General features: G+C 48.1%; 27 protein-coding genes. 15 read left to right on the top strand and 12 right to left on the bottom strand.

Translation table 11 applies throughout. The annotated features are described in order from the left end of the window. Positions 1-82: 82 nt before the first annotated feature. Positions 83-1,747, bottom strand: coding sequence for an ABC transporter substrate-binding protein (locus tag DQN52_RS10590; RefSeq protein ID WP_003787526.1), 1,665 nt, complete (start codon positions 1,745-1,747; stop codon positions 83-85). Between the two features lie 247 nt (positions 1,748-1,994). Here DQN52_RS10590 and fba point away from each other — a divergent pair, with 247 nt between their 5' ends. Further along, positions 1,995-3,059 (top strand): class II fructose-bisphosphate aldolase, encoded by a 1,065-nt coding sequence (fba, locus tag DQN52_RS10585; RefSeq protein WP_003787531.1) that lies wholly within the window; start codon positions 1,995-1,997, stop codon positions 3,057-3,059. A 93-nt stretch (positions 3,060-3,152) separates the two neighbouring features. Further along, entirely contained in the window at positions 3,153-4,352 is a 1,200-nt protein-coding gene (locus DQN52_RS10580; protein WP_003787534.1) for a Slam-dependent surface lipoprotein, read from the top strand. Positions 4,353-4,435: 83 nt separating this feature from the next. Here DQN52_RS10580 and DQN52_RS10575 read toward each other — a convergent pair whose 3' ends face one another. From DQN52_RS10575 to hflX, 4 genes are read right to left on the bottom strand one after another with little or no spacing between them, the layout of a single operon-like run. Then, the gene (locus DQN52_RS10575; protein WP_003787535.1) at positions 4,436-4,819 is read right to left on the bottom strand and encodes an AEC family transporter; all 384 of its coding nucleotides are present in this window, start codon (positions 4,817-4,819) and stop codon (positions 4,436-4,438) included. Beyond that, positions 4,797-4,964 carry a hypothetical protein gene (locus tag DQN52_RS11025; protein ID WP_155114353.1) on the bottom strand — a complete coding sequence of 56 codons (168 nt, stop codon included), beginning with the start codon at positions 4,962-4,964 and terminating at the stop codon, positions 4,797-4,799. The genes DQN52_RS10575 and DQN52_RS11025 overlap by 23 nt, the downstream gene beginning before the upstream one ends. A 12-nt stretch (positions 4,965-4,976) precedes the next feature. Further along, positions 4,977-5,507 (bottom strand): hypothetical protein, encoded by a 531-nt coding sequence (locus DQN52_RS10570; RefSeq protein ID WP_003787539.1) that lies wholly within the window; start codon positions 5,505-5,507, stop codon positions 4,977-4,979. Between the two features lie 4 nt (positions 5,508-5,511). Next, positions 5,512-6,648 carry a GTPase HflX gene (gene hflX, locus DQN52_RS10565; RefSeq protein WP_003787541.1) on the bottom strand — a complete coding sequence of 379 codons (1,137 nt, stop codon included), beginning with the start codon at positions 6,646-6,648 and terminating at the stop codon, positions 5,512-5,514. 226 nt (positions 6,649-6,874) lie between these two features. Here hflX and DQN52_RS10560 point away from each other — a divergent pair, with 226 nt between their 5' ends. The 6 genes from DQN52_RS10560 (at position 6,875) to DQN52_RS10535 (ending at position 12,761) form a co-directional block, all read left to right on the top strand. After that, entirely contained in the window at positions 6,875-8,050 is a 1,176-nt protein-coding gene (locus DQN52_RS10560; protein ID WP_003787543.1) for an alpha-hydroxy acid oxidase, read from the top strand. A 112-nt stretch (positions 8,051-8,162) separates the two neighbouring features. After that, positions 8,163-9,320 (top strand): UDP-4-amino-4,6-dideoxy-N-acetyl-beta-L-altrosamine transaminase, encoded by a 1,158-nt coding sequence (gene pseC, locus DQN52_RS10555; RefSeq protein WP_003787545.1) that lies wholly within the window; start codon positions 8,163-8,165, stop codon positions 9,318-9,320. A gap of 205 nt (positions 9,321-9,525) precedes the next feature. Continuing rightward, the gene (locus DQN52_RS10550) at positions 9,526-10,566 is read left to right on the top strand and encodes a type IV pilus twitching motility protein PilT (RefSeq protein WP_003791105.1); all 1,041 of its coding nucleotides are present in this window, start codon (positions 9,526-9,528) and stop codon (positions 10,564-10,566) included. Positions 10,567-10,585: 19 nt separating this feature from the next. Further along, positions 10,586-11,866 carry a PilT/PilU family type 4a pilus ATPase gene (locus tag DQN52_RS10545; RefSeq protein ID WP_003787551.1) on the top strand — a complete coding sequence of 427 codons (1,281 nt, stop codon included), beginning with the start codon at positions 10,586-10,588 and terminating at the stop codon, positions 11,864-11,866. Positions 11,867-11,943: 77 nt separating this feature from the next. Next, on the top strand, positions 11,944-12,387 hold the full coding sequence (locus DQN52_RS10540) for a peroxiredoxin (RefSeq protein WP_003787553.1): 444 nt from the start codon (positions 11,944-11,946) through the stop codon (positions 12,385-12,387). Continuing rightward, positions 12,384-12,761, top strand: coding sequence for a diacylglycerol kinase (locus tag DQN52_RS10535; RefSeq protein ID WP_003787555.1), 378 nt, complete (start codon positions 12,384-12,386; stop codon positions 12,759-12,761). Before DQN52_RS10540 ends, DQN52_RS10535 begins: the two co-directional genes overlap by 4 nt. Before the next feature lie 70 nt (positions 12,762-12,831). On the opposite strand, the gene DQN52_RS10530 is transcribed toward DQN52_RS10535, so the two are convergent. From DQN52_RS10530 to DQN52_RS10515, 4 genes are all read right to left on the bottom strand, one after another. Further along, a complete protein-coding gene (locus DQN52_RS10530; protein WP_003787558.1) occupies positions 12,832-13,341 on the bottom strand; it encodes a gluconokinase in 510 nt (169 codons plus the stop codon). A 124-nt stretch (positions 13,342-13,465) separates the two neighbouring features. Next, positions 13,466-14,851 (bottom strand): GntP family permease, encoded by a 1,386-nt coding sequence (locus tag DQN52_RS10525; protein ID WP_003787560.1) that lies wholly within the window; start codon positions 14,849-14,851, stop codon positions 13,466-13,468. A gap of 142 nt (positions 14,852-14,993) precedes the next feature. Beyond that, the gene (folD, locus tag DQN52_RS10520; protein WP_003787562.1) at positions 14,994-15,845 is read right to left on the bottom strand and encodes a bifunctional methylenetetrahydrofolate dehydrogenase/methenyltetrahydrofolate cyclohydrolase FolD; all 852 of its coding nucleotides are present in this window, start codon (positions 15,843-15,845) and stop codon (positions 14,994-14,996) included. Between the two features lie 56 nt (positions 15,846-15,901). After that, positions 15,902-16,945, bottom strand: a complete 1,044-nt coding sequence (locus DQN52_RS10515; RefSeq protein WP_003787564.1) for a histone deacetylase family protein — start codon at positions 16,943-16,945, stop codon at positions 15,902-15,904. 114 nt (positions 16,946-17,059) lie between these two features. On the opposite strand from DQN52_RS10515, the gene DQN52_RS10510 reads away from it, so the two are divergent. The 6 genes from DQN52_RS10510 to nudE all read left to right on the top strand — a co-directional run bounded on the left by DQN52_RS10510 (position 17,060) and on the right by nudE (position 22,723). Then, complete coding sequence (locus DQN52_RS10510; protein ID WP_003787566.1) at positions 17,060-17,878, top strand: beta-1,6-N-acetylglucosaminyltransferase; 819 nt, start codon at positions 17,060-17,062, stop codon at positions 17,876-17,878. A gap of 153 nt (positions 17,879-18,031) precedes the next feature. Next, on the top strand, positions 18,032-19,342 hold the full coding sequence (locus DQN52_RS10505; RefSeq protein ID WP_003787567.1) for a paraquat-inducible protein A: 1,311 nt from the start codon (positions 18,032-18,034) through the stop codon (positions 19,340-19,342). Between the two features lie 76 nt (positions 19,343-19,418). Next, on the top strand, positions 19,419-21,059 hold the full coding sequence (pqiB, locus tag DQN52_RS10500; RefSeq protein WP_003787570.1) for an intermembrane transport protein PqiB: 1,641 nt from the start codon (positions 19,419-19,421) through the stop codon (positions 21,057-21,059). Between the two features lies 1 nt (position 21,060). Next, positions 21,061-21,591 carry a PqiC family protein gene (locus tag DQN52_RS10495; RefSeq protein ID WP_003787572.1) on the top strand — a complete coding sequence of 177 codons (531 nt, stop codon included), beginning with the start codon at positions 21,061-21,063 and terminating at the stop codon, positions 21,589-21,591. A 15-nt stretch (positions 21,592-21,606) separates the two neighbouring features. Beyond that, the gene (locus DQN52_RS10490) at positions 21,607-22,143 is read left to right on the top strand and encodes a hypothetical protein (RefSeq protein ID WP_003787574.1); all 537 of its coding nucleotides are present in this window, start codon (positions 21,607-21,609) and stop codon (positions 22,141-22,143) included. Between the two features lie 22 nt (positions 22,144-22,165). Continuing rightward, positions 22,166-22,723, top strand: coding sequence for an ADP compounds hydrolase NudE (nudE, locus tag DQN52_RS10485; protein ID WP_003787577.1), 558 nt, complete (start codon positions 22,166-22,168; stop codon positions 22,721-22,723). A 187-nt stretch (positions 22,724-22,910) separates the two neighbouring features. Here the strand turns inward: nudE and pssA are convergent, their stop codons facing one another. The 3 genes from pssA to DQN52_RS10470 all read right to left on the bottom strand — a co-directional run bounded on the left by pssA (position 22,911) and on the right by DQN52_RS10470 (position 25,081). After that, the gene (gene pssA / locus DQN52_RS10480) at positions 22,911-23,729 is read right to left on the bottom strand and encodes a CDP-diacylglycerol--serine O-phosphatidyltransferase (RefSeq protein ID WP_003787578.1); all 819 of its coding nucleotides are present in this window, start codon (positions 23,727-23,729) and stop codon (positions 22,911-22,913) included. A gap of 168 nt (positions 23,730-23,897) precedes the next feature. Then, positions 23,898-24,707: a 4-hydroxy-tetrahydrodipicolinate reductase gene (dapB, locus tag DQN52_RS10475; protein WP_003787583.1), complete on the bottom strand. Its 810-nt coding sequence runs from the start codon at positions 24,705-24,707 to the stop codon at positions 23,898-23,900. Continuing rightward, entirely contained in the window at positions 24,704-25,081 is a 378-nt protein-coding gene (locus tag DQN52_RS10470) for an outer membrane protein assembly factor BamE (RefSeq protein WP_003787585.1), read from the bottom strand. Before DQN52_RS10470 ends, dapB begins: the two co-directional genes overlap by 4 nt. A gap of 180 nt (positions 25,082-25,261) precedes the next feature. On the opposite strand from DQN52_RS10470, the gene fur reads away from it, so the two are divergent. Then, on the top strand, positions 25,262-25,687 hold the full coding sequence (gene fur, locus DQN52_RS10465; protein ID WP_003791078.1) for a ferric iron uptake transcriptional regulator: 426 nt from the start codon (positions 25,262-25,264) through the stop codon (positions 25,685-25,687). The last annotated feature ends 50 nt before the right edge of the window (positions 25,688-25,737 follow it).

The raw sequence follows: 25,737 nt of genomic DNA, 5'->3' as shown, positions 1-25,737 counted from the left end.
TTTGAAAAATAACATCATCAAAATATTCAGGCTGCCTGAAAACCTAGGCAATCACTTTCAGGCAGCCTGCATTTATTGACGATTAGTGTTTCAAAATCGACCAATTTTTCACTTGGAAATTATCCATTGGGTCTTTGTTGGAATAACCCGCCACATACGGTTTCACCAAACGTGCGCTCACATAGTGGTAAGCAAAAATAGTCGCTGCGTCTTTATCCAACACTGCTTCGGCTTTTTGATACAACTCGCCGCGTTGTTCAGGTGTAATACTTGCGCTTAATGTTTGTTTTATCAAATCATCAAATTCTGCGCTGGCGTATTTGCCGTAGTTGCTACTGTTGTCCGATTTAAACGTATTTAAGAATGAAGACGCTTCATTGAAATCGGCACACCACCCACCACGCGATAATTGATGTTTTTGCGTGCGGCGCGTATCCAAATACGTTTTCCATTCTTGGTTATTCAAAGTCGCTTCAACAAAACCCAATTTTTCTTTCCACAATGCCGACGCTGCAACCGCATTTTTCTTGTGGTTTTCGCTGGTGTTGTACAGCAATTCAAATTTCAATGGATTGCCTTCATTGTAGCCAGCTTCATTCAACAATTTTTTCGCTTCGGCAATGCGTTTAGCCTCGTCCCACGATTTCCATTCAGGCGTAAATTCTTTCATACCTTGCGCGGCTGGTGGGGTAAATTCGTAAGCTGCTGTTTCGCCACGTCCCACAATCTTGCTGGCAAATAATTCACGGTCAAACGTCAAAGACAGCGCACGGCGCACTTTGGGATTATCAAACGGTGCTTTTTTGTGGTTGAATTCGTAGTAATAAGTACACAAATATGGCGATACTTTCATTTGTTCGCCCATTTCCGTTTGCAACGATTTGAATTGTTCAGACGGAATGTCGTTGTACGTTACATCAATTTCGCCCGCTTTAAAGCGGCTCATGTCGGTTACGGCTGATGTTACTGCCAAGAAAGTAACTTGGTTAATTTTCGTGTTTGCATCATCGTAATATTGCGGATTGCGTTCCAAAACGATTTTGTCGTTTACTGCCCACGATTTCAATTTATATGCGCCATTGCTCACAAAATTTTCAGGCAGCGTCCATTTGTCGCCATGTGCTTCAACCGCTTTTTTATTTACGGGTTTCACTGATGTATGAATTAATGAGTCTGGGAAATAAGGCACGGGTTCAGTTAAAGTAATTTCTACCGTTTTCGCATCAATCGCTTTCACGCCCAAAGTATCAGGTTTGGCTTTGCCGTCCACAATTTCTTGTGCGTTTGCCACTTTCACATCAACCAAATAGCTAGAATAGGGCGACGCGGTTGCAGGGTCGGTCAAACGGCGGAAACTGTACACGAAATCTTCTGCAGTAACAGGGTCGCCATTACTCCATTTGGCATCGCGCAAGTGGAATGTCCATACTTTGTTATCCGCGCTTTCCCATTTTTCTGCCATGCCACTAATGGTTTTGCCGTCATTGTCGGTTGTAGTTAAGCCGACCAATAATTGACGCAAAATATTGGATTCTGGTACGCCTGATACTTTGTGTGGGTCAAGCGATTCGGGCTCTGCGCCGTTGTTGATGATGATTTCTTGTTTTTCAGCCAATTCGGTTGAAATAGGTGCAGCGTTGCCAGCAGGGGCAGCGGCTTTATCGCTACCGCCGCCGCAAGCTGCTAATCCAAACGCAGCCGACAATGCCAATAACATGAGTGAATAAGATGTGCGTGGTGTGCTCATGGTGCGTTCCTTTGCATACAGGGTTAAAGATGCCATTTCGTTATGGCTAAATATTTTCGCATCTTTAAGAAAATTTACAAATTTGTCAAGCGATGTATTGTGTTTTACACAAGTGCAGGCTGCTTTTTATTGAAAAAACATTTAAAAGCAGCCTGCACATTTACCCTTTCTTTACACAAAGCAATGCTGCTATAATGCCGATGCAGCACAAAACTACATTCCACTACATTTGAATTAGGAGCAAAAAATGGCACTCGTATCCATGCGACAACTGTTAGACCACGCAGCCGAACACAGCTACGGCTTGCCTGCATTCAACGTAAACAATTTGGAACAAATGCGCGCGATTATGGAAGCCGCAAATCAAGTCAATGCGCCTGTTATTGTTCAGGCGAGCGCAGGCGCACGCAAATACGCAGGTGCGCCATTTTTGCGTCATTTGATTTTGGCAGCGGTGGAAGAATTTCCGCACATTCCAGTGGTGATGCACCAAGACCACGGCGCATCGCCCGATGTGTGCCAGCGTTCTATTCAGCTTGGATTTAGTTCCGTGATGATGGACGGCTCGCTGTTGGAAGACGGCAAAACGCCATCAACATATGAATACAACGTAGAAGCCACACGCAAAGTAGTGCAATTTTCTCACGCTTGCGGTGTGTCGGTTGAGGGCGAAATCGGCGTTTTGGGCAACTTGGAAACAGGCGAAGCAGGCGAAGAAGATGGCGTTGGCGCAGAAGGCAAATTGTCGCACGACCAAATGCTAACCAGCGTGGAAGACGCACGGAGTTTTGTGCAAGACACAGGCGTAGATGCGTTGGCGATTGCGATTGGCACAAGTCATGGCGCGTATAAATTCACGTGTCCGCCCACAGGCGAAGTGTTACGCATTGACCGTATTAAAGAAATTCACGCAGCGTTGCCGAATACGCATATTGTCATGCACGGTTCGAGCTCCGTGCCACAAGAGTGGTTAAAAATCATCAACGAATACGGCGGTGCGATTGGCGAGACTTATGGTGTGCCTGTGGAAGAAATCGTGGAAGGCATCAAACACGGCGTGCGAAAAGTGAATATTGACACCGATTTGCGCCTAGCCAGCACGGGCGCAATCCGCCAATTTATGGCGGAAAACCCTGCCGAATTTGACCCACGCAAATATTTAAGCAAAACGGTTGAAGCGATGAAGCAAATTTGTATTGACCGCTATTTGGCATTTGGCTGCGAGGGTCAGGCAGATAAAATCAAGCCGATTTCGTTGGAAAAAATGGCAACGCGCTATGCCAAAGGCGAATTGAATCAGATTGTGAAATAATTTAAGTGCAGGCTGCTTTTAGTGTAAAATCTAGTCAAAAGCAGCCTGCACTTTTAATGTTTTTTTGTCCAATCTGAAAAAAGGAATAATGCAATGAAAGTAACTCATCCTATTTTATGTTTATTAACAGCTACGGTTTTAGTGGCGTGTGGTGGCGGTGGTGGTTCTAATAATAACCTTAATATCAATAGCCAAAATAGCCAACCCAATAATATCCCAGCCAATCAAAATGGCGCAAATAATCCAGCCCGACCCACTGCATCAAAATTCAATAACAATGGCATTACAAAAGCAGTTGCCCAAGACAAAACACTGTATTCGTTTACCCATTCTTGGAAAGTTGTACCACCAACAGGAGCATTGGCTGCCGAAGTACAAAAAGCCGTCGCTAATACCAATAAACTTCGTGCCGAAGTGGGCGCATCTAACTTGAAATACGATGAAAGGCTGTCTGCTTATGCACAACGTCGCGCAGAAGAAATTGTGCGCTTGTTTAACCACAAGCGTTTGAATGGTCAAGAAATTTATGTCGGATTTGCCAATGGCAATCGTGGCGAAAATATTGCAGCAGGCTACGGTACCGCCGATGCAACTGTGCTAACTCAATGGAGAAACAGCAAAGGACATTATGAAAATATGATTGCCAAAGGCTTTACCAAAATTGGTATCGGTGTGGTGTACGTTCCAGGTAGCACATACCGCTATTATTGGGTGCAAATTTTTGGTAGCGATGCAACCACCAGCAGCTATTATTTTGATTCGTCCATAGCCGAAACCAACAATCCCACGCCTTTAAAATCGTTGCGTGTAGATGGCGTGGATATTCCGCTTAATGTGCAATCTGGGCAATGGCGAAACATTCACGTTAATAATCATAGTGGTATGGTAAGTGGCTATGCTCATACCCGTTTTGGTGTGATAAAAAACAATAGCACAAATCTGTACCAAACATTCTATCAAGGCACGCCAACCGCAACGATGCCAACAACAGGTTCAGCAAAATACGTTGGACAAGGTGTGATTGTGAATGGGCAACATGTGAATAATCAGGTAACAGCACAATTTAACGTTAATTTTGTAAACAAAAATTTAACAGGCTCATTGAGCAATAACGGCAAAAATCCGATTAATTTACAAGCCAATATTACAGGAAACACGTTCCACAGCAAGATTGGTGCTGATGTAGAAACGCATGGCGGCTTCTTCGGCGACAATGCCGCAGAATTGGCTGGCGATTTCCGTGAGCAAAAAGCTAATGGCAGAATAGGTGCGTTTGGTGCGCGTAAGCAGTAGAAAATAGTCAAAAGCAGCCTGCACTTGGTAAATAAAAAGTGCAGGCTGCTTTTGTATTCAACGCCACCAAGCCAATATCACAGTCATAGATACAAACAAAGCCAGCGGTGCGGTGGCTGTCGATAGCATGGCAAAGGTTCTTGCGCGAAAGTGGGTAAGGTGAACCAGCCAAAGGCAAAGGGTAGGGCGCACAGCAAGGCAATAATAATGGGGTTGGTCAAAATGGTTTTGCCGATTTTTTTGAGACCGCTGCCCAAGTGGTTGTGGCTTTTTTCCCAGCTCAACAAAATTAGCAGCAAAGGCATAATCACGATGTTTTCGGTCAAAACATTCATGGGAAAATAAACGCTGGCGGTGTTGGCATTGCTTGCCATAGACAAGAGCGGATAGTCGACAAAGCCCGAATTGGCTTGCCCTGCCGCCAAACCGTTGAGTGCTGCTAATTTATGCGGACATTTTCGGCGCACGTTTAATCAATAGCCAATGGCAAATGCCAGCAGCGATGCGAGCGTGTAGTGCGATTTGGGCGTGGGCAAAAAAGCCAAAACGTAAGCTGGCAAAGCCCAATGCCATGAGCAGAAAAATGGGGAGTGTAATATTTAAAATAGTCATAATGATGACGATTTAGTCTGGTGAATGAAAATTTTCTGGCACTTTGGTTTGTACCGAAAAAAGTGCAGACTGCTTTTGATGGCGCAAACGATGTTGGCGATACCAAACGCTCAAAAACAGCCACAGCAAATAGGGCAAGCAGCCTGCAACAATCAAATAGCGCAACGATGTAAACGAAATGGTTTGGCGTTGATGAATCAACAAATCCCACAGCGCGTTGAACCACAGCCATGTGGCAGGCACGCTAAATGCCAGCACAATCAGCGATGCAAACGCGCGTGGCAGTGTCATTGCCAGCGTTTCGCCTGCGTCGCCATATTTTTTTAGGCGCAACAGCGCCCACATTGCCCACAAAATCAGCAATACCATCACGCCATTAATGCCGACTTGAATCCAGCCAAACGCAAATTCGGGCGACACGGGCAACTGGTCGCTGGGCAAAGGCGTGGCAGTGGGCAGTAGAGCGTCTTTGATATTGAAAAACACGCTTGCCAGCAAATCTGCGCTAATAATGTAAACAGGGATATTTTTGATGAAATTCATGTGGTTAAACTCTTTCTATCAACGCTAAACGCAAATCGTCCAAACCTGCGCCACTGCTTGCCGACACGCGCACCGCTGTAATTTGTTGCTGCAAATCGCGCAAGTAGCCTGCACTTTGTTCGGTTTTGGGCAGCAAGTCAATTTTGTTGTACACCAAAATTTGTGGGATTTTGTCGGCTTTGATTTCGGCTAACACATTGTTCACATCTTGGATTTTGCGTTCCAATTCGGGGTCGCTGGCATCAACCAAATGCAGCAACACGTCTGCCAATGCGGTTTCTTCCAATGTCGCGGAAAATGCCGATACTAATTTGTGTGGCAAATCCTGAACAAAACCAACGGTGTCGGTCAAAATAATGCTGGCTTCGGGGTTGAGATACAAACGCCGTGCAGTTGTATCCAAAGTAGCAAAAAGTTGGTCTTTCGCCAACACGTCCGATTTGGTTAAGCGGTTGAATAATGTGGATTTACCTGCATTGGTGTAGCCCACAATCGCAAAAGTTTTGATGTTGCCTTGCAATCGGGCTTTGCGGCGTGTTTCGCGTTGTTTTTTGACGTTGTCTAGCTGGTGGCGCAGTTGCGTGATTTTGGTTTGGATTAAGCGGCGGTCGGTTTCCAGTTGCGTTTCGCCTGGTCCTTTTAAGCCGATGCCGCCTTTTTGGCTTTGTAGATGTTTGTAGCCGCGCACCAAACGGCTGGATAAATGCGACAGTTGCGCCAATTCCACTTGCAATTTGCCTTCTTGCGATTGGGCGCGTTGGGCGAAAATCGCCAAAATCAAGCCAACGCGGTCTAGCACGCGGCATTGCAGGATTTTTTCCAGATTACGTTCTTGCGTGGGCGATAATTCGTGATTAAAAATAACCAGTTCAATGTTGTTTTGCTGCACAACTTGCGCCAATTCTTCGGCTTTGCCTGTGCCAACAAACAGGGCGGAATGAGCTTTGTCGCGTTTGGCAGTTTCGCTGCACACGAGTTTGCCGCCTGTTGCGTGGACAAGCTCTGCTGCTTCGGTGCAGGCTGCTTTGAATTGCTGTTCGCGCAGCTCGTTTGTGCCTGTGTAGCTGCTAGATAGTATGACCGAAACCAGCATAATGCGTTCGGCGTGTTCTAGGGTTTTGTCGGTGCGAAATCGGGTCATGTTGATGGGGTACTCAAAATAAAATCAGCCACTTATTCCCTCTCTTTTGGGAGAGGGTTAGGGAGAGGGAACGGATTTGCAGCTATTTCATCAATTTAATGTAGTTTTAAAGCTGCTCATCAAAATAAAAGCGTGTAAAATAAGAATAACTCTCAAATGGGAGCTAAAAACCAACCGAATTGTAACCCACCCAACCCTTTTTGTATTGAAATGAAAGGAAATAGAGATGAATTGCGGTTTAAATAAAATGACGTGTATTGAAGACTTGCGCCGTGTCGCCAAGTTCAAAGTCCCCAAAATGTTTTACGATTATGCCGATTCAGGCTCGTGGACAGAAACCACCTATCGTGCCAACAGCAGCGATTTTGATGCGATTAAGTTCCGCCAAAAAGTGCTGGTAGACATGGAAGGGCGCAGCTTGGCAACCAAACTCATCGGGCAAGACGTGGTCATGCCCACCGCGCTCGCACCCACAGGTTTAACAGGCATGCAACGCGCAGACGGCGAAATCTTGGCAGCCAAAGCCGCCGAAAAATTTGGCGTACCATTCACGCTGTCCACCATGTCTATTTGTTCGATTGAAGACGTGGCAGAAAATACCAGCGCACCGTTTTGGTTTCAGCTTTATGTGATGCGCGACCGCGAGTTCATGCAAAATTTGATTAAACGTGCGCATGATGCCAACTGCTCGGCATTGGTTTTGACGGCAGATTTGCAAATTTTAGGACAACGCCACAAAGACATCAAAAACGGCTTGTCTGCACCGCCCAAACCGACTTTGTTGAACTTATTGAACTTGGCGATGAAGCCCGAATGGTGTTGGCATATGTTGCACACGCAACGCCGCACGTTCCGCAATATTGTTGGACACGCGAAAAATGTGCAGGACGTGTCATCGCTATCATCGTGGACGGCAGAGCAATTTGACCCACGTTTGAGCTGGGACGATGTGGCGCGGATTAAAGATTTGTGGGGCGGTAAGCTCATCATCAAAGGGATTATGGACGCGGAAGATGCGATTAAAGCTGCCGAACATGGCGCAGATGCGATTGTGGTCTCCAATCATGGCGGACGACAATTAGACGGCGCGTTATCCAGCATTCACGCCTTGCCTGATATTGTGCAGGCTGCTGGCTCGCAAACCGAAGTGTGGTTGGACGGTGGCATTACATCGGGTCAAGACATTTTAAAAGCATGGGCGTTGGGCGCGAAAGGCACGATGATTGGACGTGCGTTCTTATACGGCTTGGGCGCGTATGGCGAAGATGGTGTGCGCCGTGTGTTGGAAATTTTGTATAAGGAAATGGACGTGTCGATGGCTTTGGCTGGTTATCGCAATTTGCACGATGTGGGACGCGAAATTTTGATTGATGGAACGTATCCTGTGGCGCGTGGGAAATAGCGTGGGTATGGCGGCGCAACGCCATGCTCGATAAAAACAGGTAAAATAGTGCAGGCTGCTTTTTGGGTTATTTAAAAGCAGCCTACACTTTTATCCAACAGAAAGAATCAACATGAACATTCCATACGGCAAACAAAACATTTCCGAACAAGACATCGCGGCGGTGGTGTCGGTGTTGCGCTCCGATTTTTTGACGCAGGGCGAACAAGTGCCTGCGTTTGAACGCGCTATCCGCGATTATTGTGGCGCAAAACACGCCGTTGCCGTGAACAGCGCGACATCGGCTTTGCACATTGCTTGCTTGGCGTTGGGCGTGGGGCAGGGCGATATGGTGTGGACAACGCCTAACACGTTTGTCGCATCGGTAAATTGCGCGTTGTATTGCGGCGCAACGGTGGATTTTGTGGACATCGATTCGCGCACGTTCAATTTATCGCCCGAATTGTTATCGCAAAAACTGGCAGCAGCAAAACGTGCAGGCTGCTTGCCCAAAGTCGTGATTCCCGTGCATTTGTGCGGCGAACCGTGCGATATGGCGGCAATTCATGCGCTGTCGCAGGAATACGGCTTTAAGATTATTGAAGACGCTTCGCACGCGATTGGTGCAAGTTACGCCACAGGTAAAGTCGGCAATGGACAATACAGCGACATTACCGTGTTCAGCTTTCACCCAGTCAAAATCATCACCACCGCAGAAGGTGGAGTTGCCATGACTCAACACGATGATTTGGCAAATAAAATGCAGCAACTGCGCTCGCACGGCATCACACGCAATCCGCAAGAAATGGTGGGCGAACCCGATGGCGCGTGGTATTACCAACAAATTGATTTGGGCTACAATTATCGCATGACCGAAATGCAGGCTGCTTTGGGTGTGAGCCAAATGCACCGCTTGGACGAATTTGTCGCACGCCGTCATGTGTTAGCCACGCAATACGATGATTTATTGGCAGATTTGCCTGTGCAGTTGCCGTATCGCAATCCACAAAATTATTCTGCCTTGCATTTGTATCCAATCCAAGTTGCACCCGAACAACGCCTGCGCGTGGTCAATTTTTTGCGCGAACACGGCATTGGCGTGAACGTGCATTACATTCCCGTGCATACGCAGCCGTATTATCGCCAACGCTTCGGCTTTGAGCAGGGCGATTTCCCAAACGCAGAACGCTATTATGCAGGTGCGATTAGCTTGCCCTTGTATTTTGATTTGTCGGACGAGCAACAGCATTATGTGGTGGCGACTTTGAAACAGGCGTTGGTGCAGGGGTAATTCAATCAAACCAATAAAAATGCAGGCTGCTTTTTCTACGGGAAACTCTGTAAAAAAGCAGCCTGCACTTTCTCATGTTGTTTTATTCAATCAACCCAGTCGGATTTTGGTTAATTGGCTTATCAAAACGGCTAAATTTCTTTACAATACCGCCCTTATTCTATTTACAAAAATCACTTAAATAAAAGGTTCTATCATGAGCGATATGCAAATTACCGACTTGCTGGCTTTTGGCGTAAAAAACAAAGCATCAGACTTACACCTTTCGGCTGGCTTGCCACCGATGATTCGCGTACACGGCGATGTGCGCCGCATCAACTTGCCCGAAATGAGCGCAGACCAAGTCGGCAACATGATTAGCTCTATCATGAACGACTTGCAGCGCAAAAACTATCAACAAAACTTGGAAACCGACTTTTCGTTTGAATTGCCCAACGTGGCGCGTTTCCGTGTGAATGCGTTTAACACCAACCGCGGTCCAGCAGCCGTGTTGCGTACCATTCCAAGCAAAGTATTAACGCTGGACGAACTCAAAGCACCGCGCATTTTCCAAAAAATTGCCGACACACCACGCGGTTTGGTTTTGGTTACAGGGCCAACAGGTTCGGGTAAATCCACCACCTTGGCGGCGATGATTGACTACATCAACGACAACCACGCAGGTCATATCTTGACGATTGAAGACCCGATTGAGTTTGTGCATCAATCCAAAAAATGCTTGGTAAACCAACGCGAATTGCACGAACACACCCACAGCTTTGCCAACGCACTGAAATCGGCATTGCGTGAAGACCCTGATATCATTCTGGTGGGCGAGATGCGTGACCCTGAAACCATCGGCTTGGCATTGACGGCTGCCGAAACGGGTCACTTGGTATTCGGTACATTGCACACCACATCGGCATCAAAAACGGTCGACCGTATTATTGACGTGTTCCCAGCAGGCGAAAAAGAAATGGTGCGTTCTATGTTGTCGGAATCGTTGCGTGCCGTAATCGCGCAAACGTTGATGAAAACTAAAGACGGAAAAGGTCGTGTTGCCGCGCACGAAATCATGGTATCCACTCCTGCGATTCGTAACTTGATTCGTGAAAACAAAATCGCGCAAATGAACTCGACCATTCAAACAGGTCAAAACTTTGGTATGCAAACGCTGGACCAATGTTTGCAAGACTTGGTTCGCCGCAATATTGTGTCGTTAGACGCAGCACGCGCCAAAGCACAAAACCCAGATATGATTAACTAACCCACAGAGAGCAGCTATCATGGCAGAACAAGACATCACTTCCCTACTTGAAGGTTTTGTAAACAATTACAAAGTAACCAACGATGCCGCCAAGCCTGCTGCACCAGCAGGACGAGCCGTGCCTGCATCGGCACAAGCCACGGCAACGGCTTCGGAAATTGCGCCAGCCAAAAAATCGGGCTTACACCCTTTGTTGGAAAAAATGGCTGCCGAATGTGAAAAACGCGGTGCATCGGATATTTTTATCAGCGCAGGTTTTCCGCCATCATTCAAAATCAATGGCGAATTAACGCCTGTTCCGCTCAAACCGCTCACGCAGCAAGACACGCAAATTTTGGTGTATTCCACTATGTCGCCAGACCAACGTGCGCGTTTTGACCACGAATTGGAATTGAACTACTCCGTGTCGTCTAGCGAGGGCATTCGCTTTCGTGTGAACTCGTATCACGAACAAGGTCGCATGGGCATGGTGTGGCGTCGCATCACCACCAAAATCTTAACGGTTGATGATTTGCAGTTGCCACAAGGTTTAAAAGACTTGGCGATGCAGCCGCGCGGTTTGTTGATTTTGGCAGGCGCAACGGGTTCGGGTAAATCTACGTCTATGGCGGCGATGCTGGACTGGCGTAACAAACACGCCGCAGGTCATATTGTGACCATTGAAGACCCTGTGGAATATCTGCACAAACCAATCAAGAGTATTTTCACGCAACGCGAATTGGGCGTGGATACGAATTCTTGGTCAATGGCGGTGCAATCGGCAATGCGTCAAGCACCAGACGTGGTTTGTGTGGGTGAGGTGCGTAACGAACACACCATGGAATACGCTTTGCAACTGGCGCAAACAGGTCACTTGTGTATCTTTACCATTCATGCGAACAATGCCGTGCAAACCATTGAGCGTATTATGAACTTCTATCCAGAAGAGCGTCATCAACAAGTATTGATGGACTTGGCGTTGAACACAGTGGGCATTATTGGTCAGCGTTTGGCGCGATTGAAAGGCGGCGGACGTACGGCGATTGTGGATTTGTTGATTAACAGCCCTGCGATGCAAGACCACATTTTCAAAGGCGAGTTGATGGAAGCGATGTCGTTGATGAATCGTTCGGAAACAGACGGCATGCAAACGTTTGACCAAGACTTGTTCCGCTTGTACACCGAAGACAAAATCACTTACGAAGAAGCCTTGCGCCAAGCTGAATCGGTAAACGACTTGCGCTTGAAAATCAAATTGTGGGAAGAGGGTAATGCCAAAGACCACATCTTTGAGCGCGTGGGCGGTTTGAGCTTGCAATAAAAAGCAGCCTGCACTTTAATCAACCAGCAGCCGTATTCCCAACACAATACGGCTGCTTTTTCACGAAAGTCATTCACATGAATTATTCTTTTACCTTGCCAGCTTCCAACGGCGAAACTTTTGACAGCAGCCAACATTTGCCGCTGGTTGTGTATTTCTATCCCAAAGACAGCACCGCAGGTTGCACCACCGAAGGCTTGGATTTTAACCGCTTGCTACCCGAATTTGCCGAATTGGGCTACACCGTAGTCGGCATTTCACGCGATAGCATTAAATCGCACCAAAATTTTTGCAATAAACAAGGCTTTCAATTTTTGCTATTGAGCGATGCAGACGAAACGGTATGCAAACTGTTTGACGTGATTAAACTGAAAAAACTGTATGGCAAAGAATACATGGGCATCGAACGCAGCACGTTTGTGTTGAACGCACAAGGCGAAATCGCACACGAATGGCGCAAAGTGAAAGTGGCAGGACACGCGCAAGCCGTATTGGACGCGATTAAAGGAGCAGCAGCATGACGCAACCGCACAACGAATTCAAAGGCACAAAAGGTTTTAAACGGATTATTAACGCCAGCGGCTATTCCAAAGACGGATTGCAGGCTGCTTTTCGCCACGAAGCGGCATTTCGTCAACTGGTGTGGCTGCACGGCGCATCGTCGATTGCGGTGTGGTGCGCGGATTTGGATTTGGCGATTAAAATGATTTTGGTGCTGGTGTCGCTGGTGTCGCTGATAGTGGAATTGTTCAACACGGGCATTGAAGCGGTGGTGGACGATATTTCGTTAGAGAAACGCGAATTAGCAAAACGTGCCAAAGATGTCGGCTCTGCCGCGCAGATGATTGCGCTGTTTGCGTGGGGGATTTTGTGGATTATGGCGTTGTGTGATTGAAATCGCGCAAAAAAAGCAGCCTGCACTTTTATAATATAAACAAAAAGTGCAGGCTGCTTTGTTACATTTATCAATGTTCGCTATCAAGCCATGCGCGAATGTCCACCGCCACATCTTCTGGCGAGCCCGCGTTGTCAATCACAATGCCCAGTTCATCGCTTTGCAGCGGTTCTAAAATCGCCAGTTGTGAATCGACCATGCTGGCTTTCATATAATGTCCTTGTCGTGCTGCCATGCGTTCGCGGTTGAGTTCAACTGGCGGCGATAGGTGGACAAAATACACGTCGCCTTGTGCACCACGCAAAATGTCGCGGTAGATTTTTTTGAGCGCGGAACAGGTTACAACGGTGTGCGTTGCGCCGTTTTGGGCTTGCTCGCTCATCCAGTCGCGTAGGTTTTCTAGCCATGGAAAGCGGTCTTCATCGGTGAGCGGTATGCCTGCGCCCATTTTGTCGCGGTTGGCTTGGGTGTGAAAATCGTCGCCTTCGGCATAGGCGCAGTTTAGGTGTTGCTCGATGGTTTGGGCGGCGGTGGTTTTACCGCAACCGCAAATGCCCATGATGACGTAATGTTTGGTCATGTTGGTTTCCTTGTTGATTGTGCAGGCTGCTTGGATTCGGAGAGCATAATCAGAGTGGGTATGGCGGCGATACGCTATGTTCTGATATATCTGCAAATATTAAAAGCAGCCTGCACTTTTTGTCTTACCCCAAAATCGCTACGGCAATCGCTGACAGCACAAAACCAATCACGGCAATGAGCGTTTGATTGACTGTCCATGTTTTGAGCGTGGTGGCGGCGTCCATGTTCAACAGGCGACCAACTAGCCAGAAGCCTGAATCGTTTACGTGGCTGGCGGCAACCGAACCTGCGGCAGTGGCAAGCACTACGCCTGCTAGCTGCCAATCGTTGTAACCTGCTGCGGCGACGGCTGGTGCCATCAAGGCGGCGGTGGTCAAGGCAACGGTTGCTGAACCTTGTGCGATGCGCAATACCAGCGCAACCAAGAAACAGCCAAACAAAACGGGTACGCCTAAATCGCCCATGGTGTCGGCAAGGGCTTTACCAATGCCTGATGCGCGTAACACGCCACCAAACATACCGCCTGCGCCTGTAATCAAAATTACGGAGCAAACTGGGCCTAATGTGCTGTCCAGTGTTTTTTCTAGTGCGCTGCCGTTCATGCCGCGTTTGCTGCCCAAAAAGTACATGGCTGCTAGCACGGAAATCAACAAGGCGATGGGGGTTGAACCCATCATGCGTAAGAATTGTACCCAGTTGGCTTTGCCATCAACCCAGTTGCTCGCGCTTGCCATGTGTAAACTTGTGTTCATAAAAATCAAGAACATAGGGATAAATATGAGTGCGACTACCAAGCCTGCACTGGCTGGTGCTTGTGGTTGGTCATCGTCTTGTTTGCCGCCTGATACCAAATCTGGCACGGGAATCGGGAACAGTTTGTTGGACGTTAAGCCCCACCAATAGCCGCTCACTAGCCAAGTTAATAGCGCGACAGGAATGCCCAGCATCAAGATGTAACCTAAGTTTGCGCCATAAAATTCGGCAGCGGCAATTGGGCCGGGGTGCGGTGGCAAGAAAACGTGCATTACGGAAAACGCGCCAATAGACGGCAGCGCGTATGCCAATACGTTGGATTTCATGCGGCGAGCGGTGGCGAACACAATCGGCAACATCACCACCAAACCTGCATCAAAAAACATCGGGAAGCCAAACGGCAACGATGCCACGCCCAATGCGAATGGTGCGCGTTTTTCGCCAAAAATACGAATCATTGCGTCTGCCAGCGATTGTGCGCCGCCCGATGTTTCCACCAAGCGTCCGAGCATTGCGCCCAAGCCGACCAGCAACGCCACGCTGCCCAATGTGCCGCCAAAGTTTTTAAGCAACACATCGCCCACAATCGCACCAAATGGCACGCCTGTTACGATGGCGGTTATTAAGCTGACCAAAATCAGCGTCAGCAAAGCGTGTACGCGGAATTTAATAATCAACAACAAAATCAATGCAATCGCGCCTGCGGCAATGCCCAGTAGCGAACCTGCGCCTAGCGTTTGAGTCCAATCGCCCATTTTGATACTCCCTAGTTTAAGGTTAAAAAATGTTGGTTTTTGTGATTTAAATGTAAGGAATAGTTATCATACGCCTAAAATGAAGCCTAAAAAAGCAGCCTGCATTTTTATACAAAAGCAGGCTGCACTCTATTCATCGCTATCAATCACGCAACTGCGCGGCTTGCAAGGTATTTTCCAACAAGCTAGCAATCGTCATCGGGCCAACGCCACCTGGTACGGGTGTAATCGCGCTGGCACGTTCGGCAGCGGCGTCAAACGCCACATCGCCGCACAATTTGCCGTTGTCCAAGCGGTTAATGCCCACGTCAATGACTACTGCGCCTGCTTTAATCCATTCGCCTTGCACAAAATTGGGTTTGCCTACTGCGGCTACCACAATATCTGCGGCTGCCACTTCTTGCGCCAAGTTTTGTGTGGCACTGTGGCACACCGTAACCGTGCCGCCTGCCAACAACATTTCCAAGGCTTGTGGTCGCCCAACAATATTGGACGCGCCCACAATGCACACTTTTTTCCCTTTAATATCAATTTTGTATTCAGATAACAAAGTCATCACGCCTTTGGGTGTACAGGGGCGCAACAAGGGCATTTTTTGTGCTAAACGTCCCATGTTATACGGGTGGAAACCGTCCACGTCTTTTTGTGGGTTAATGCGCTCCAAAATGTTTTGGCTGTTGATGTGTTTGGGCAGTGGCAGTTGTACCAAAATACCATCTACTTCGAGATTGGTGTTCAATTCGTCAATCAACGTTAGCAATTCGGCTTCGGTGGTTGTGGCTGGCAAAATGTGCGAAAACGATTTGAGCGCGGCTTTGTCGCAGGCTAATTGTTTGTTGCGAACATAAACCGCGCTGGCTGAGTCATCGCCCACCAACACCACCGCTAAACCTGGTACGCGCAAGCCTGCTGCTTTGCGTTGAGCGACTTGTTCGGCAACTCGCGCAATACATTGTTCTGAAACTTGTTTACCGTTGATGATTTGTGCTGTCATGATGGTCTTTCAATAGAGTTGGGGAAAAGAAAAATGAAGTGCAAAAGCAGCCTGCACTAAAAAAATGGACTTGCCTTAACCAAACACGCAATATGCGCTTTGGCACTGCTTGCCAAGCTGCTCAACTGATAGCCGCCTTCTAGCACCGACACAATGCGTCCTTTGGCATAACGGTTGGCAAGCAGCATCACTTTTTTGGTGAGCCATTCAAAATCGGCTTCGGTCAGGTTCAAATGCCCCAATGGGTCATCGCGATGGGCGTCAAATCCTGCCGATAATAAAATCAGTTGCGGTTGAAATTGCTCCAATTTGGGCAACCAAACTTGGCGCACGGCATCGCGAAATGCGTTGCTGCCATCGCCTGCTTTGAGCGGTGTGTTGGCGATATTGGGGTTGCTGCCTGTGTATTCTGTGCCGCAAAAAGGGTACAACGGGTGTTCAAAAGTGGAGAGCAACATCACGCGGTTGTCATCGCGAAAAATGTCTTCTGTGCCATCGCCGTGGTGTAAATCAAAATCCAAAATGGCAACGCGCTCCAAGCGGTATTCGGCAATCGCGTGCATGGCGGCAACGGCAATATTGTTGATAAAACAAAAGCCCGAAGCCTTGTCGGCATGAGCATGATGTCCTGGTGGGCGCACGGCACAAAACGCATTTTTGGCTTGCTTGGTCATGACCAAGTCCACTGCTTTAACGGCTGCACCTGCGGCTTTGCGAGCAGCCTGCAAACTGTCGCGGCTCAAAAACGTGTCTTCGTTGATTTTAACGCTGCCTGTTTGGGGGACTTGGCTTTCTAGGCTACTCAAATAACGGCGCGTATGCACGCGAGCCAGTTGAATGTCCGACACTTCGGGGGCTTCAATTTTTTGTAGCAATATCCACAAACCTGAATTTTTGAGTGCGCGGGCAATGGCATTGGTGCGTTCGGGGCTTTCGGGGTGCAGGCTGCCTGCAAAATGCGCTTGGCAATCGGGCGAATAAATCCACGCGCTGCGCCCTTTTATATCCAACAAACGCAACAATTTTCTGCGCCAATAGCGATATTGGCTCAGCAACTGGGCGATGATAATGGGCGGTTTGCGGTATAAAGACGAGTCCATACGACTAATTGCGCTGCGGTCAAAACAGGCGATATTGTAGCGCGTTTTGGGGATTGAGTAACGCGCATAATTTGCGTATATTGCCTGCGTTTTGATACAAAAGCAGCCTGCACCATGTCCACCGCTTATTTAATGCTTGCCCACCGTCCGCCCTATCATCTTGCCACGCTTGCCGCACAGCAACCGCAAGCGCGTTTCTATCTGCACTACGATGTCAAATCGCCGCTTGCCGATTTGTATTTTCTGCGCGGATTGCCCAACGTCAAAATCCTGAACAATCGTATCAACATTCATTGGGGCGGATTTAGCATGATTGAAGCCACGCTGGTATTGATGCAGGCTGCTTTGGCGGATTCGCGCAATCAGTATTTTCACTTGATTAGCGGCGATTGCCTGCCACTTCAATCACCCGAACACATGACAAACATCATGCAGCAAACGGGTGCAGGCTGCTTGTTTTTGACTTGCCACGTTGAGCTGCGATTGCGTTATCGTGTGCGATTCAACGTGCCGCACGCCGATTCCAACTGGCAACGCAGTTTGGCAGGCAAGCTGCTGACCAAAGTCGCGCAAATTGCCGATAAAATTCTGCCCAGCTCAATCGTGCCATACAGCGGCAGCCAATGGTTTTCTGCCGACCGCGTGGCGTTGCAGCTTTTGTTTAACGAAAGTTTAGGCGATAGGGTGTCGCAGTTTGAACGCAAATTGTGTCCCGATGAACATTTTTTCCAGCACATCGCGCAACAACACCAAAGCAGCCTGCACTGGGTAAACCAAAATCATCGTTACATTCAATTTGCAGGACACGCCAATCACCCCGATTTTCTCACGCTTGCCCAAGTGCAGGCTGCTTGCCGACAAGATTTCTGGTTTGCTCGAAAAGTGCGCCCAGAGATTGCGGTTGCATTTTGGGCAGACAAAATCGCATGCTGATGCAGCAATCGCGATTAGCAAAGTGAAATAAAAATGGTACAAGGCGACAACGACCGCTGTGTACACCTAGTACATAAGGGCGTTGGCAATGCCGTACCATTGCGATTTCACTTTGCTATATAATCACGACTTTAATTTTTATTGATCAGATTCATGTCGCTCCACTATCGGCTACAACAACGCGCCCAAAAATGGTGGCAGAAGCTCTATATGCCTTCTGCCACTTTGCCCGCGCACGTTTTAGACTGCCCCGAATGCGGTTTACGCACCCACATTCCCAAGCTGCGACAAGGACAGCAAGCCAGTTGCCCACGTTGTCATCATCATTTGGTGCGTGTGGAAACCGAGCCTTTTTTGATGCCGCTTGCTTGCGCCATTGCTGCTGTATTGATGATGGGCTGGGTCTATAATCTGCCATTTGCCAATATTTCGATGACAGGTATGTTTTCGCCGCTCACGTTGCCCAACATGATTGGCTCGCTGCTGCACGACAACTGGGGCTTTTTGGGTTTGGTTATGTTCGCGCTCACATTTGGCTCGCCTGTGCTGTTTTTGTTGGCGTGTATTTTTGTGTACATTTGCCTACTGCGCCGCGTTTATCCAGCCATATTATTGCGTACCACGCGCCTGCTATTGCGTTTGCGCGAATGGATTATGGTTGATGTATTTTTCATCTCCATGTTGGTGGCGTACATTAAAATCCGCACCGTTGCCGAAGTGGAATTTGGCATGGCGTTTTGGTTGATGCCGATACTCACATTGCTGCTATTGCGTACCAGCATTGCCATTCCAAGTCATTGGGTGTATTACCAAATTCGCCGCCATAGCCACAGCGATTTATTGCAGGCTGCAAGCGATGAAATTTGTTGCACGCGCTGTTTGTATTTCCGCCCCAAAAGCGAAACGCGCTGCGGTGTGTGCGATTCCGAATTGTTTAATCGCCGACCACACAGCATTAAAGTTGCAGGCTGCTTTTTGCTCGCTTCCATTATTTTGTATCTGCCAGCCAACTTGTTGCCCATTATGATTTCGCAAAACCCGATGGAAAAAGAAATCAGCACCATCATGAGTGGCATTATTTATATGTGGAATGATGGCGATAAACTGATTGCGGCGATTATTTTTTCTGCCAGTATTGCCGTGCCAACGCTCAAAATCATCTCGCTGGCGATTTTGCTGTTTAGCGCGAAATACAAACTGCTCGCCCCGATTGGCACATTGTCGCTGCAATATCGGCTAACCGAAGCTGTGGGGCGTTGGTCTATGATAGACATTTTTGTCATTATTATTATGATGACAACTTTTCACACCCACATTGCGCGAGTAACGCCTGGCCCTGCTGCGATTTATTTTTGTTTGGTTGTGATTTTGACGATGCTGTGCGCCCATTTTTTTGATGTACGCTTGCTGTGGGATAAACACGAAAAACAACAAGCCAAACAAACAGAAATCGACCCAATATAGCCACACAAAAAGCAGCCTGCATTATTTAAATCCCATGTTGGGTTGCGACCCAACCTACTACCCCCATAAAACCATTATGACCCAACACACCCCAGAACCCACTCACACCGCCCAAGTCCGTGGCAGCCGCACGCTGGCATCAACCGTTTGGCTGATTCCTGTGGCGGCAGCCATAACAGGTATTTGGTTACTCACGCAACAAATCAACAGCAAAGGCCCAGAAATCAAACTTCTGATGGACAACGCAGACGGCATCGCCATCAACACCACCACCGTACGCGTGTTGAATGTAGAAGTCGGGCGCGTGAGTCATATCCGCCTGCGCCCCAATCAACAAGGCGTGGAAGTAACCGCGCAGCTAGACCGCGATGTTGCCGACATGATGCGTAAAGACACGCAATTTTGGGTGGTTAAACCGCGCATAGACCAAAACGGTGTAACAGGATTAGGCACATTGCTATCGGGTTCGTATATTTCGTTTGCCCCAGGTAGCAGCGAAGAAGAAGCCAGCGAGTTTAAAGTAGATGAATTGCCGCCCATTACCGCAATGGGGCAACAAGGTTTGCGCCTAAAACTGATTGGACGCAACAGCAAAATGATTGGCGTAGGCAGCCCTGTTTTGTATGAAAATCATATTGTTGGTACGGTAGAATCCTCCAAATTCAACCCAACTACACAAAACGTGGAATACAGTATTTTTGTACAAAGCCCCAACGAGAAGTTGATTCAAAGCAACAGCGAATTTTGGTTAGATAGCGGAGTGAATGTGCGTTTGGACGGCGGTGGTGTCAAAATTGATAGCGCACCACTTTCCGCCATTTTATCGGGTGCGATTTCGTTTACCACGCCTGCGGCAGCGGTTGGACAAAATGTGCAGGCTGCTTCTAATAATCAAGAATTTACCATTCACAACAGCCGCGCTGAAATTGAAAACCAACCTAGCGAACGCACTTTGTATTATGTGGCGTTTTTCAAGCAATCGATTCGCGGCTTGGACGTGGGCGCACCTGTGGAATACAAAGGCATTCGCATTGGCACAGTGGCGCAAGTGCCGTATTTTCAAGACGGCGATAGCCACAAATTATTGCAAAACGGCTGGATTCCCGTGCGCCTACGCATTGACCCAAATTTAATGGAGCAGGGCGATGTCGCACAAAGTCGTGAATATTGGCAACAACAAGTGCAGGCTGCTTTGAACCATGGTTTAATCGCCACGCTGGCAAGCAACAATTTGATTTTAGGCAGCAAAATGGTGGAATTGGTAGAAAACCCAAGCGTGCAAACCGTGAAGCCGCACACGCAATACGATGGACACACCGTTATTGCCACCGCCAGCAGCGGCGGTTTGGACGAATTACAAGCACAGTTATCCAGCTTGTTAGCCAAATTCAACGCCTTGCCACTGGATAAAACCGTAGGCGAACTCAATGGCAGCCTGCAACAGCTCAAAGCGACTTTGGCATCGGCAAACAAATTGATTTCGCAAAACAGCACGCAAAAAATTCCAGCCGAACTGAATGCCACTTTGCAAGAATTGCGTCAAACGCTACAAGGCGTGTCACCCCAATCGCCCGTGTATCAAGACATTCAGCAAACGCTCAACCAATTAAACCGCACCTTGCAAGACGCGCAACCGCTGATTCGCACGTTAAACGAAAAACCAAATGCGTTGATTTTTAACCACAGCGGACGCGACCCTGTGCCACAAGGAAAATAACATGAAAACATGGCTTTATCTTGCCAGCTTAACCGTACTGGCGGCTTGTTCCAGCACACCCACGCAGCATTATCAACTGCCCGATAGCGCGTTGTTGTTGCCCACTCAAACCGCCGCGCAAAAAGTAGTCAGCATCAAAGTGGTGCTGTCCGAACCCTTAAACGGCAGCAGTTTGTTGTATCAAAGCGATGCCAACACGCTGCACATCGCGCAACAGAATCTGTGGGCAAGTCCGCTGCATCAAAGCGTGGCGACTTCACTGGCAAACAAGCTCAATCGCCAACAAAGCAGCCTGCACTTTCGCCCAGCGGATTTGAATCACGCCAACCCAAACACGCTAACGGTTTACCTAGACCGCTTTCAAGGCAGCTACATGGGCGACACCGAAATCAACGGCTACGTGCAATGGCACGACCAACGCATGCGCCCAGTCCGCGCCGTTACGCCACAGCAAGGCAATGGTTACGATGCGATGTTGCGTAGCCTAGATGCTGGGCTGAACCAAATTGCCGCGCAGATTGTGATGCCATAAAGAGAACACAATACTATGCTATCCCTTAATTTAATCAACCACTTATTGCAACAAAATCCAAGCGTTTGCCACGAATTATCGGGCTACAACGGCTTGGTGCTTGCCGTTCGCGCAGGCAGCCTGCACATTGTGGGGCGATTCAACGAACACGGCTTGCTAGACCCGACGCGACGCTACCCCAACGCCAGCTTGATTTTGCACCCCGATGCCATTGGTCAAATCGTGCAAGGCAAAATGCCCAGTTTCAGCGATTTAGCCATTGAAGGCGATGCGGCGCTCGGCATGGGTATTTTGTTGCGTTGTAGCCAGTTGCGCTACACGCCACACGCCGATTTGCGTCGTTTACTGGGCGATGAAGTTGCACAAAAATGGCTTGCCCAAGCGTCCAAATGGGGCAATGTGTTACAAGTGGTGGGACAAGCCTTGCTGTTCCAAGCCAGCCAAATCGGCACGCAAAACACACGCGAACAAGCGTTGCAACAAGAATTAGCAGCCTGCACCGAAGAATTGCGCCAACTGCGCCAACGCATTGAGCAGTTGGAACGCCGCTAATCTTCATCACAAGGAAAACATCATGTCTATTTTGCAGTCAGACCAAATTCGCCCCGAAATTTTGGCGGTTCGCACCGTTGCCCAAACCGCCGTGTTTGAAATTCAATCGGTGGACTTGCGGTTTAGCAATGGCACACAGCGCACTTATGAACGCCTAACGCCTGCGCGTCGTCCTGCCGTTATGGTTTTGCCGATTGAAAATAATGAGTTAATTATGATTCGGGAATACGCCGTTGGCACGGAACGCCACGAACTCACTTGCGTAAAAGGCTTGATTGATGCAGGCGAAACGGCAGCGCAAGCCGCGAACCGAGAATTGCAAGAAGAAATTGGACACGGCGCAAACCATTTGACCTTTGTGCGCGAGTTGTATTCATCGCCCAGCCATATGTATAGCCCGATGCACGTTTTTATCGCGCAGGATTTGTATCCGTCTGTGTTGCAGGGTGATGAGCCAGAGCCGCTGCAAATCGTGCGTTTGCCCTTGTCGGATTTGGACGATTTGATTGGACAAAGCGAAATGGGCGATGCGCGGGTTTTGTCGGCGTTGATGTTGTTGCAGCGTTGGCTGCGTAGTTAAATATAGTGAATTAAATTTAGATTAGTACAGCGTTGCCAACTCCCTTATGTACTAGCTGTACACGGCGGTCGTTGTCGCCTTGTCCTAATCTAAATTTAGTCCACTACAAATCATATAAAAAAGTGCAGGCTGCTTTTTAACGGATTTTTCCGCTACAAAGCAGCCTGCACTTTTCAATACAATCAATTTATTTCGCCTGACAACATTTCCACTTTTGGCGCAACCAAACCACATAGCCCGATAAGCTGTACACAAAAAAGAATACAAACAACACCAAAGCTGGGTCTAGCACAAACAGCATCAAAAACAGCAGCAAGCCAATCATACCCATAAACGGCACTTTTAAATTGGGGCGAATTTCTTTGAAGCTCCAAAATTTCACTTGCGCGACCATGGATAAGCCTGCAAACAATGTCAGCAAAATCACCCACACGCTGGCGTGGTCAAACAAGCCGTTGTAGCCATAATCTAGCCACACCACGCTGGCGATTAAAGCGGCAGCAGTTGGGCTGGGAATGCCGATAAACCATTTTTTGTCCACTTTGCCAATGAGCGTGTTAAACAAGGCAAGGCGCAACGCGGCACACGCGCAATACACAAACGCCACGCAATAACCCAGTTTGCCAAATTGATACAAATGCCAGTTGTACACAATCAGGGCAGGGGCAACGCCAAAGCTGACCATGTCTGCCAAGCTGTCTAGCTGTTCGCCAAACGCGCTTTGGCTTTTGGTTAAACGTGCCACACGTCCGTCCATGCCGTCCAAAATCATGGCATAAAAAACCGAAATGGCGGCACTTTCAAAGCGTCCGTGCATGGATTGGGTAATCGCATAAAACGCGCAAAACAACGCCGCAATCGTGAACGAGTTGGGCAACAAATAAATGCTGTTTTCGCGCAATATTTGGATTTTGCTGCTGGTGCAGGCTGCTTTTTCTGTTTGCGCGGCTGAATCGGTTTCTGCTGTATTATCGGTATCGAGATTTTGTTGACTTTCTGTGTTCATACCTAACTCCGTTTTTTGAGTGCAGGCTGCTTTTTTGTATCACAGCAGCCTGCACTTTTTATGGATACCATTCCAGAAAAGTAAGCTAACAAGGCGACAACGCCTGCCGTATGCAAATAGCACATAAGGGCGTTGGCAACGCGGTTAGATTATTTTTATGGATTGGTATTACTTCAAGCCCAGCACATCTTGCATATCAAACAAGCCTGTATCGCGCTCGCTCAACCACACTGCCGCGCGAACTGCACCTGCGGCAAACGTCATGCGACTGCTGGCTTTGTGTGTGATTTCTACGCGTTCGCCATCGGTCGCAAACAAAGCCGTGTGGTCGCCCACCACGTCGCCTGCACGAACGGTTGCAAAACCAATCGTTTTCGGGTTGCGCGCGCCTGTGTGTCCTTCGCGTCCATACACCGCGCATTCTTTCAAATCACGCCCCAAAGCATTGGCAATCACTTCGCCCATACGCAACGCCGTACCGCTTGGCGCATCAACCTTGTGGCGATGGTGCGCTTCAATAATTTCAATGTCGTAGCCTTCGTTGAGCACACGCGCAACGGTGTCCAAAATGTGGAACGTTAAATTCACGCCCACGCTGTAATTGGCGGCAAACACAATACCGTGTTGCTGCGCCGCGTTTTGAATCGCCGCTTTGCCTGCGTCATCGTAACCCGTTGTGCCGATAACCATTTTAATGCCACGCGCCGTGCAGGCTGCTATGAGCGGCAACGAAGCGTCTGGGCGCGTAAAATCAATCACCACATCGGCTTGATTCAATGCCGCATCGTAGTCTGACGTGATGTTTACATCTGTTTTGATGCCAATCGCGTAACCAGCGTCCAAGCCCAATGCGTCCGATTGAGCGCGTTCCAACGCGCCGACCAAAGTAGCATTGGGATTCGCGCAAACCGCTTCCACCAACACTTTGCCCATACGTCCGTTTACGCCTGCAATCGCGATTTTTACTGTGTTACTCATTGTGCTGTACCTTGTTGTTTATTGGCGATTTCTTGACGTGCATAATCCAAAGCATCGCCTTCTACGCGAGACACCAAGCCATTTGCATCAAAAAATACCGCCAAAGTGCGCGATTCTTTCACTTTGCCGCCGCGTGTTACTTGATAAAAATAATCCCAACGGTCTTGACGGAAGCTCGGGCGCAGCAACGGCATACCAATTTCCATGGCAACTTGTTGGCGTGACATACCTGTTTTGACCGCCAACACCGCTTCGGCTTCCAATGGAATGCCTTGTACCACAGGCAATTTATAATAAGGCAGTTTTTCTACCACAGTCGGGGTGCAGGCATTTAAGCCCAATAATGCAGCAACAGCTAAAACAAAGGGTTTCACGTTTGCAACCTTTCATTCAAAAATCAGATAAATTGGAAAGATACCACACTCGCCCTTGTCAAAATAGTTTTATTGAAAACTTTTATCATCAAAGTACTGGGCAAATGGATAAAAGATGCTATTATACGGCAATTCATACGCTTACTAACACTATCTCAATCAACAGGAAAGAATTTGTATATGAACAATATTTCACAATTAAAAGACAATGGTTTAAAAGTAACAGGCCCGCGCCTAAAAATCTTGGATTTATTTGAAACCCACGCAGGTGCACATTTGAGTGCGGAAGATGTTTATCGTATTTTGCTGGACGAAGGCATTGAAATTGGCGTGGCAACCATTTATCGCGTTTTGACTCAATTTGAACAAGCAGGCATTTTGTTGCGCCACCATTTTGAAACAGGCAAAGCGGTGTACGAATTAAATCAGGGTGGACATCACGACCACATTGTGTGCGTCAAATGCGGCTCTGTAACCGAATTCCACAACGAAGAAATCGAAAAATTGCAAGACAAAATTGCCCAAGAAAACGGTTTCCGCATTGTGGACCACGCATTGTATATGTATGGTGTGTGCAGTTCGTGCCAAAGCAAAGAGAAACGATAAAAACCCAAAAAAGCAGCCTGCACTTTTGTTGATTTAAAGTGCAGGCTGCT

The sequence above is a fragment of the Kingella kingae genome (assembly GCF_900475905.1).
Classification (GTDB): domain Bacteria; phylum Pseudomonadota; class Gammaproteobacteria; order Burkholderiales; family Neisseriaceae; genus Kingella; species Kingella kingae.
The sequence above is the reverse complement of the archived record's forward strand: the minus strand, read 5'-3'. Positions and strand labels throughout refer to the sequence as shown.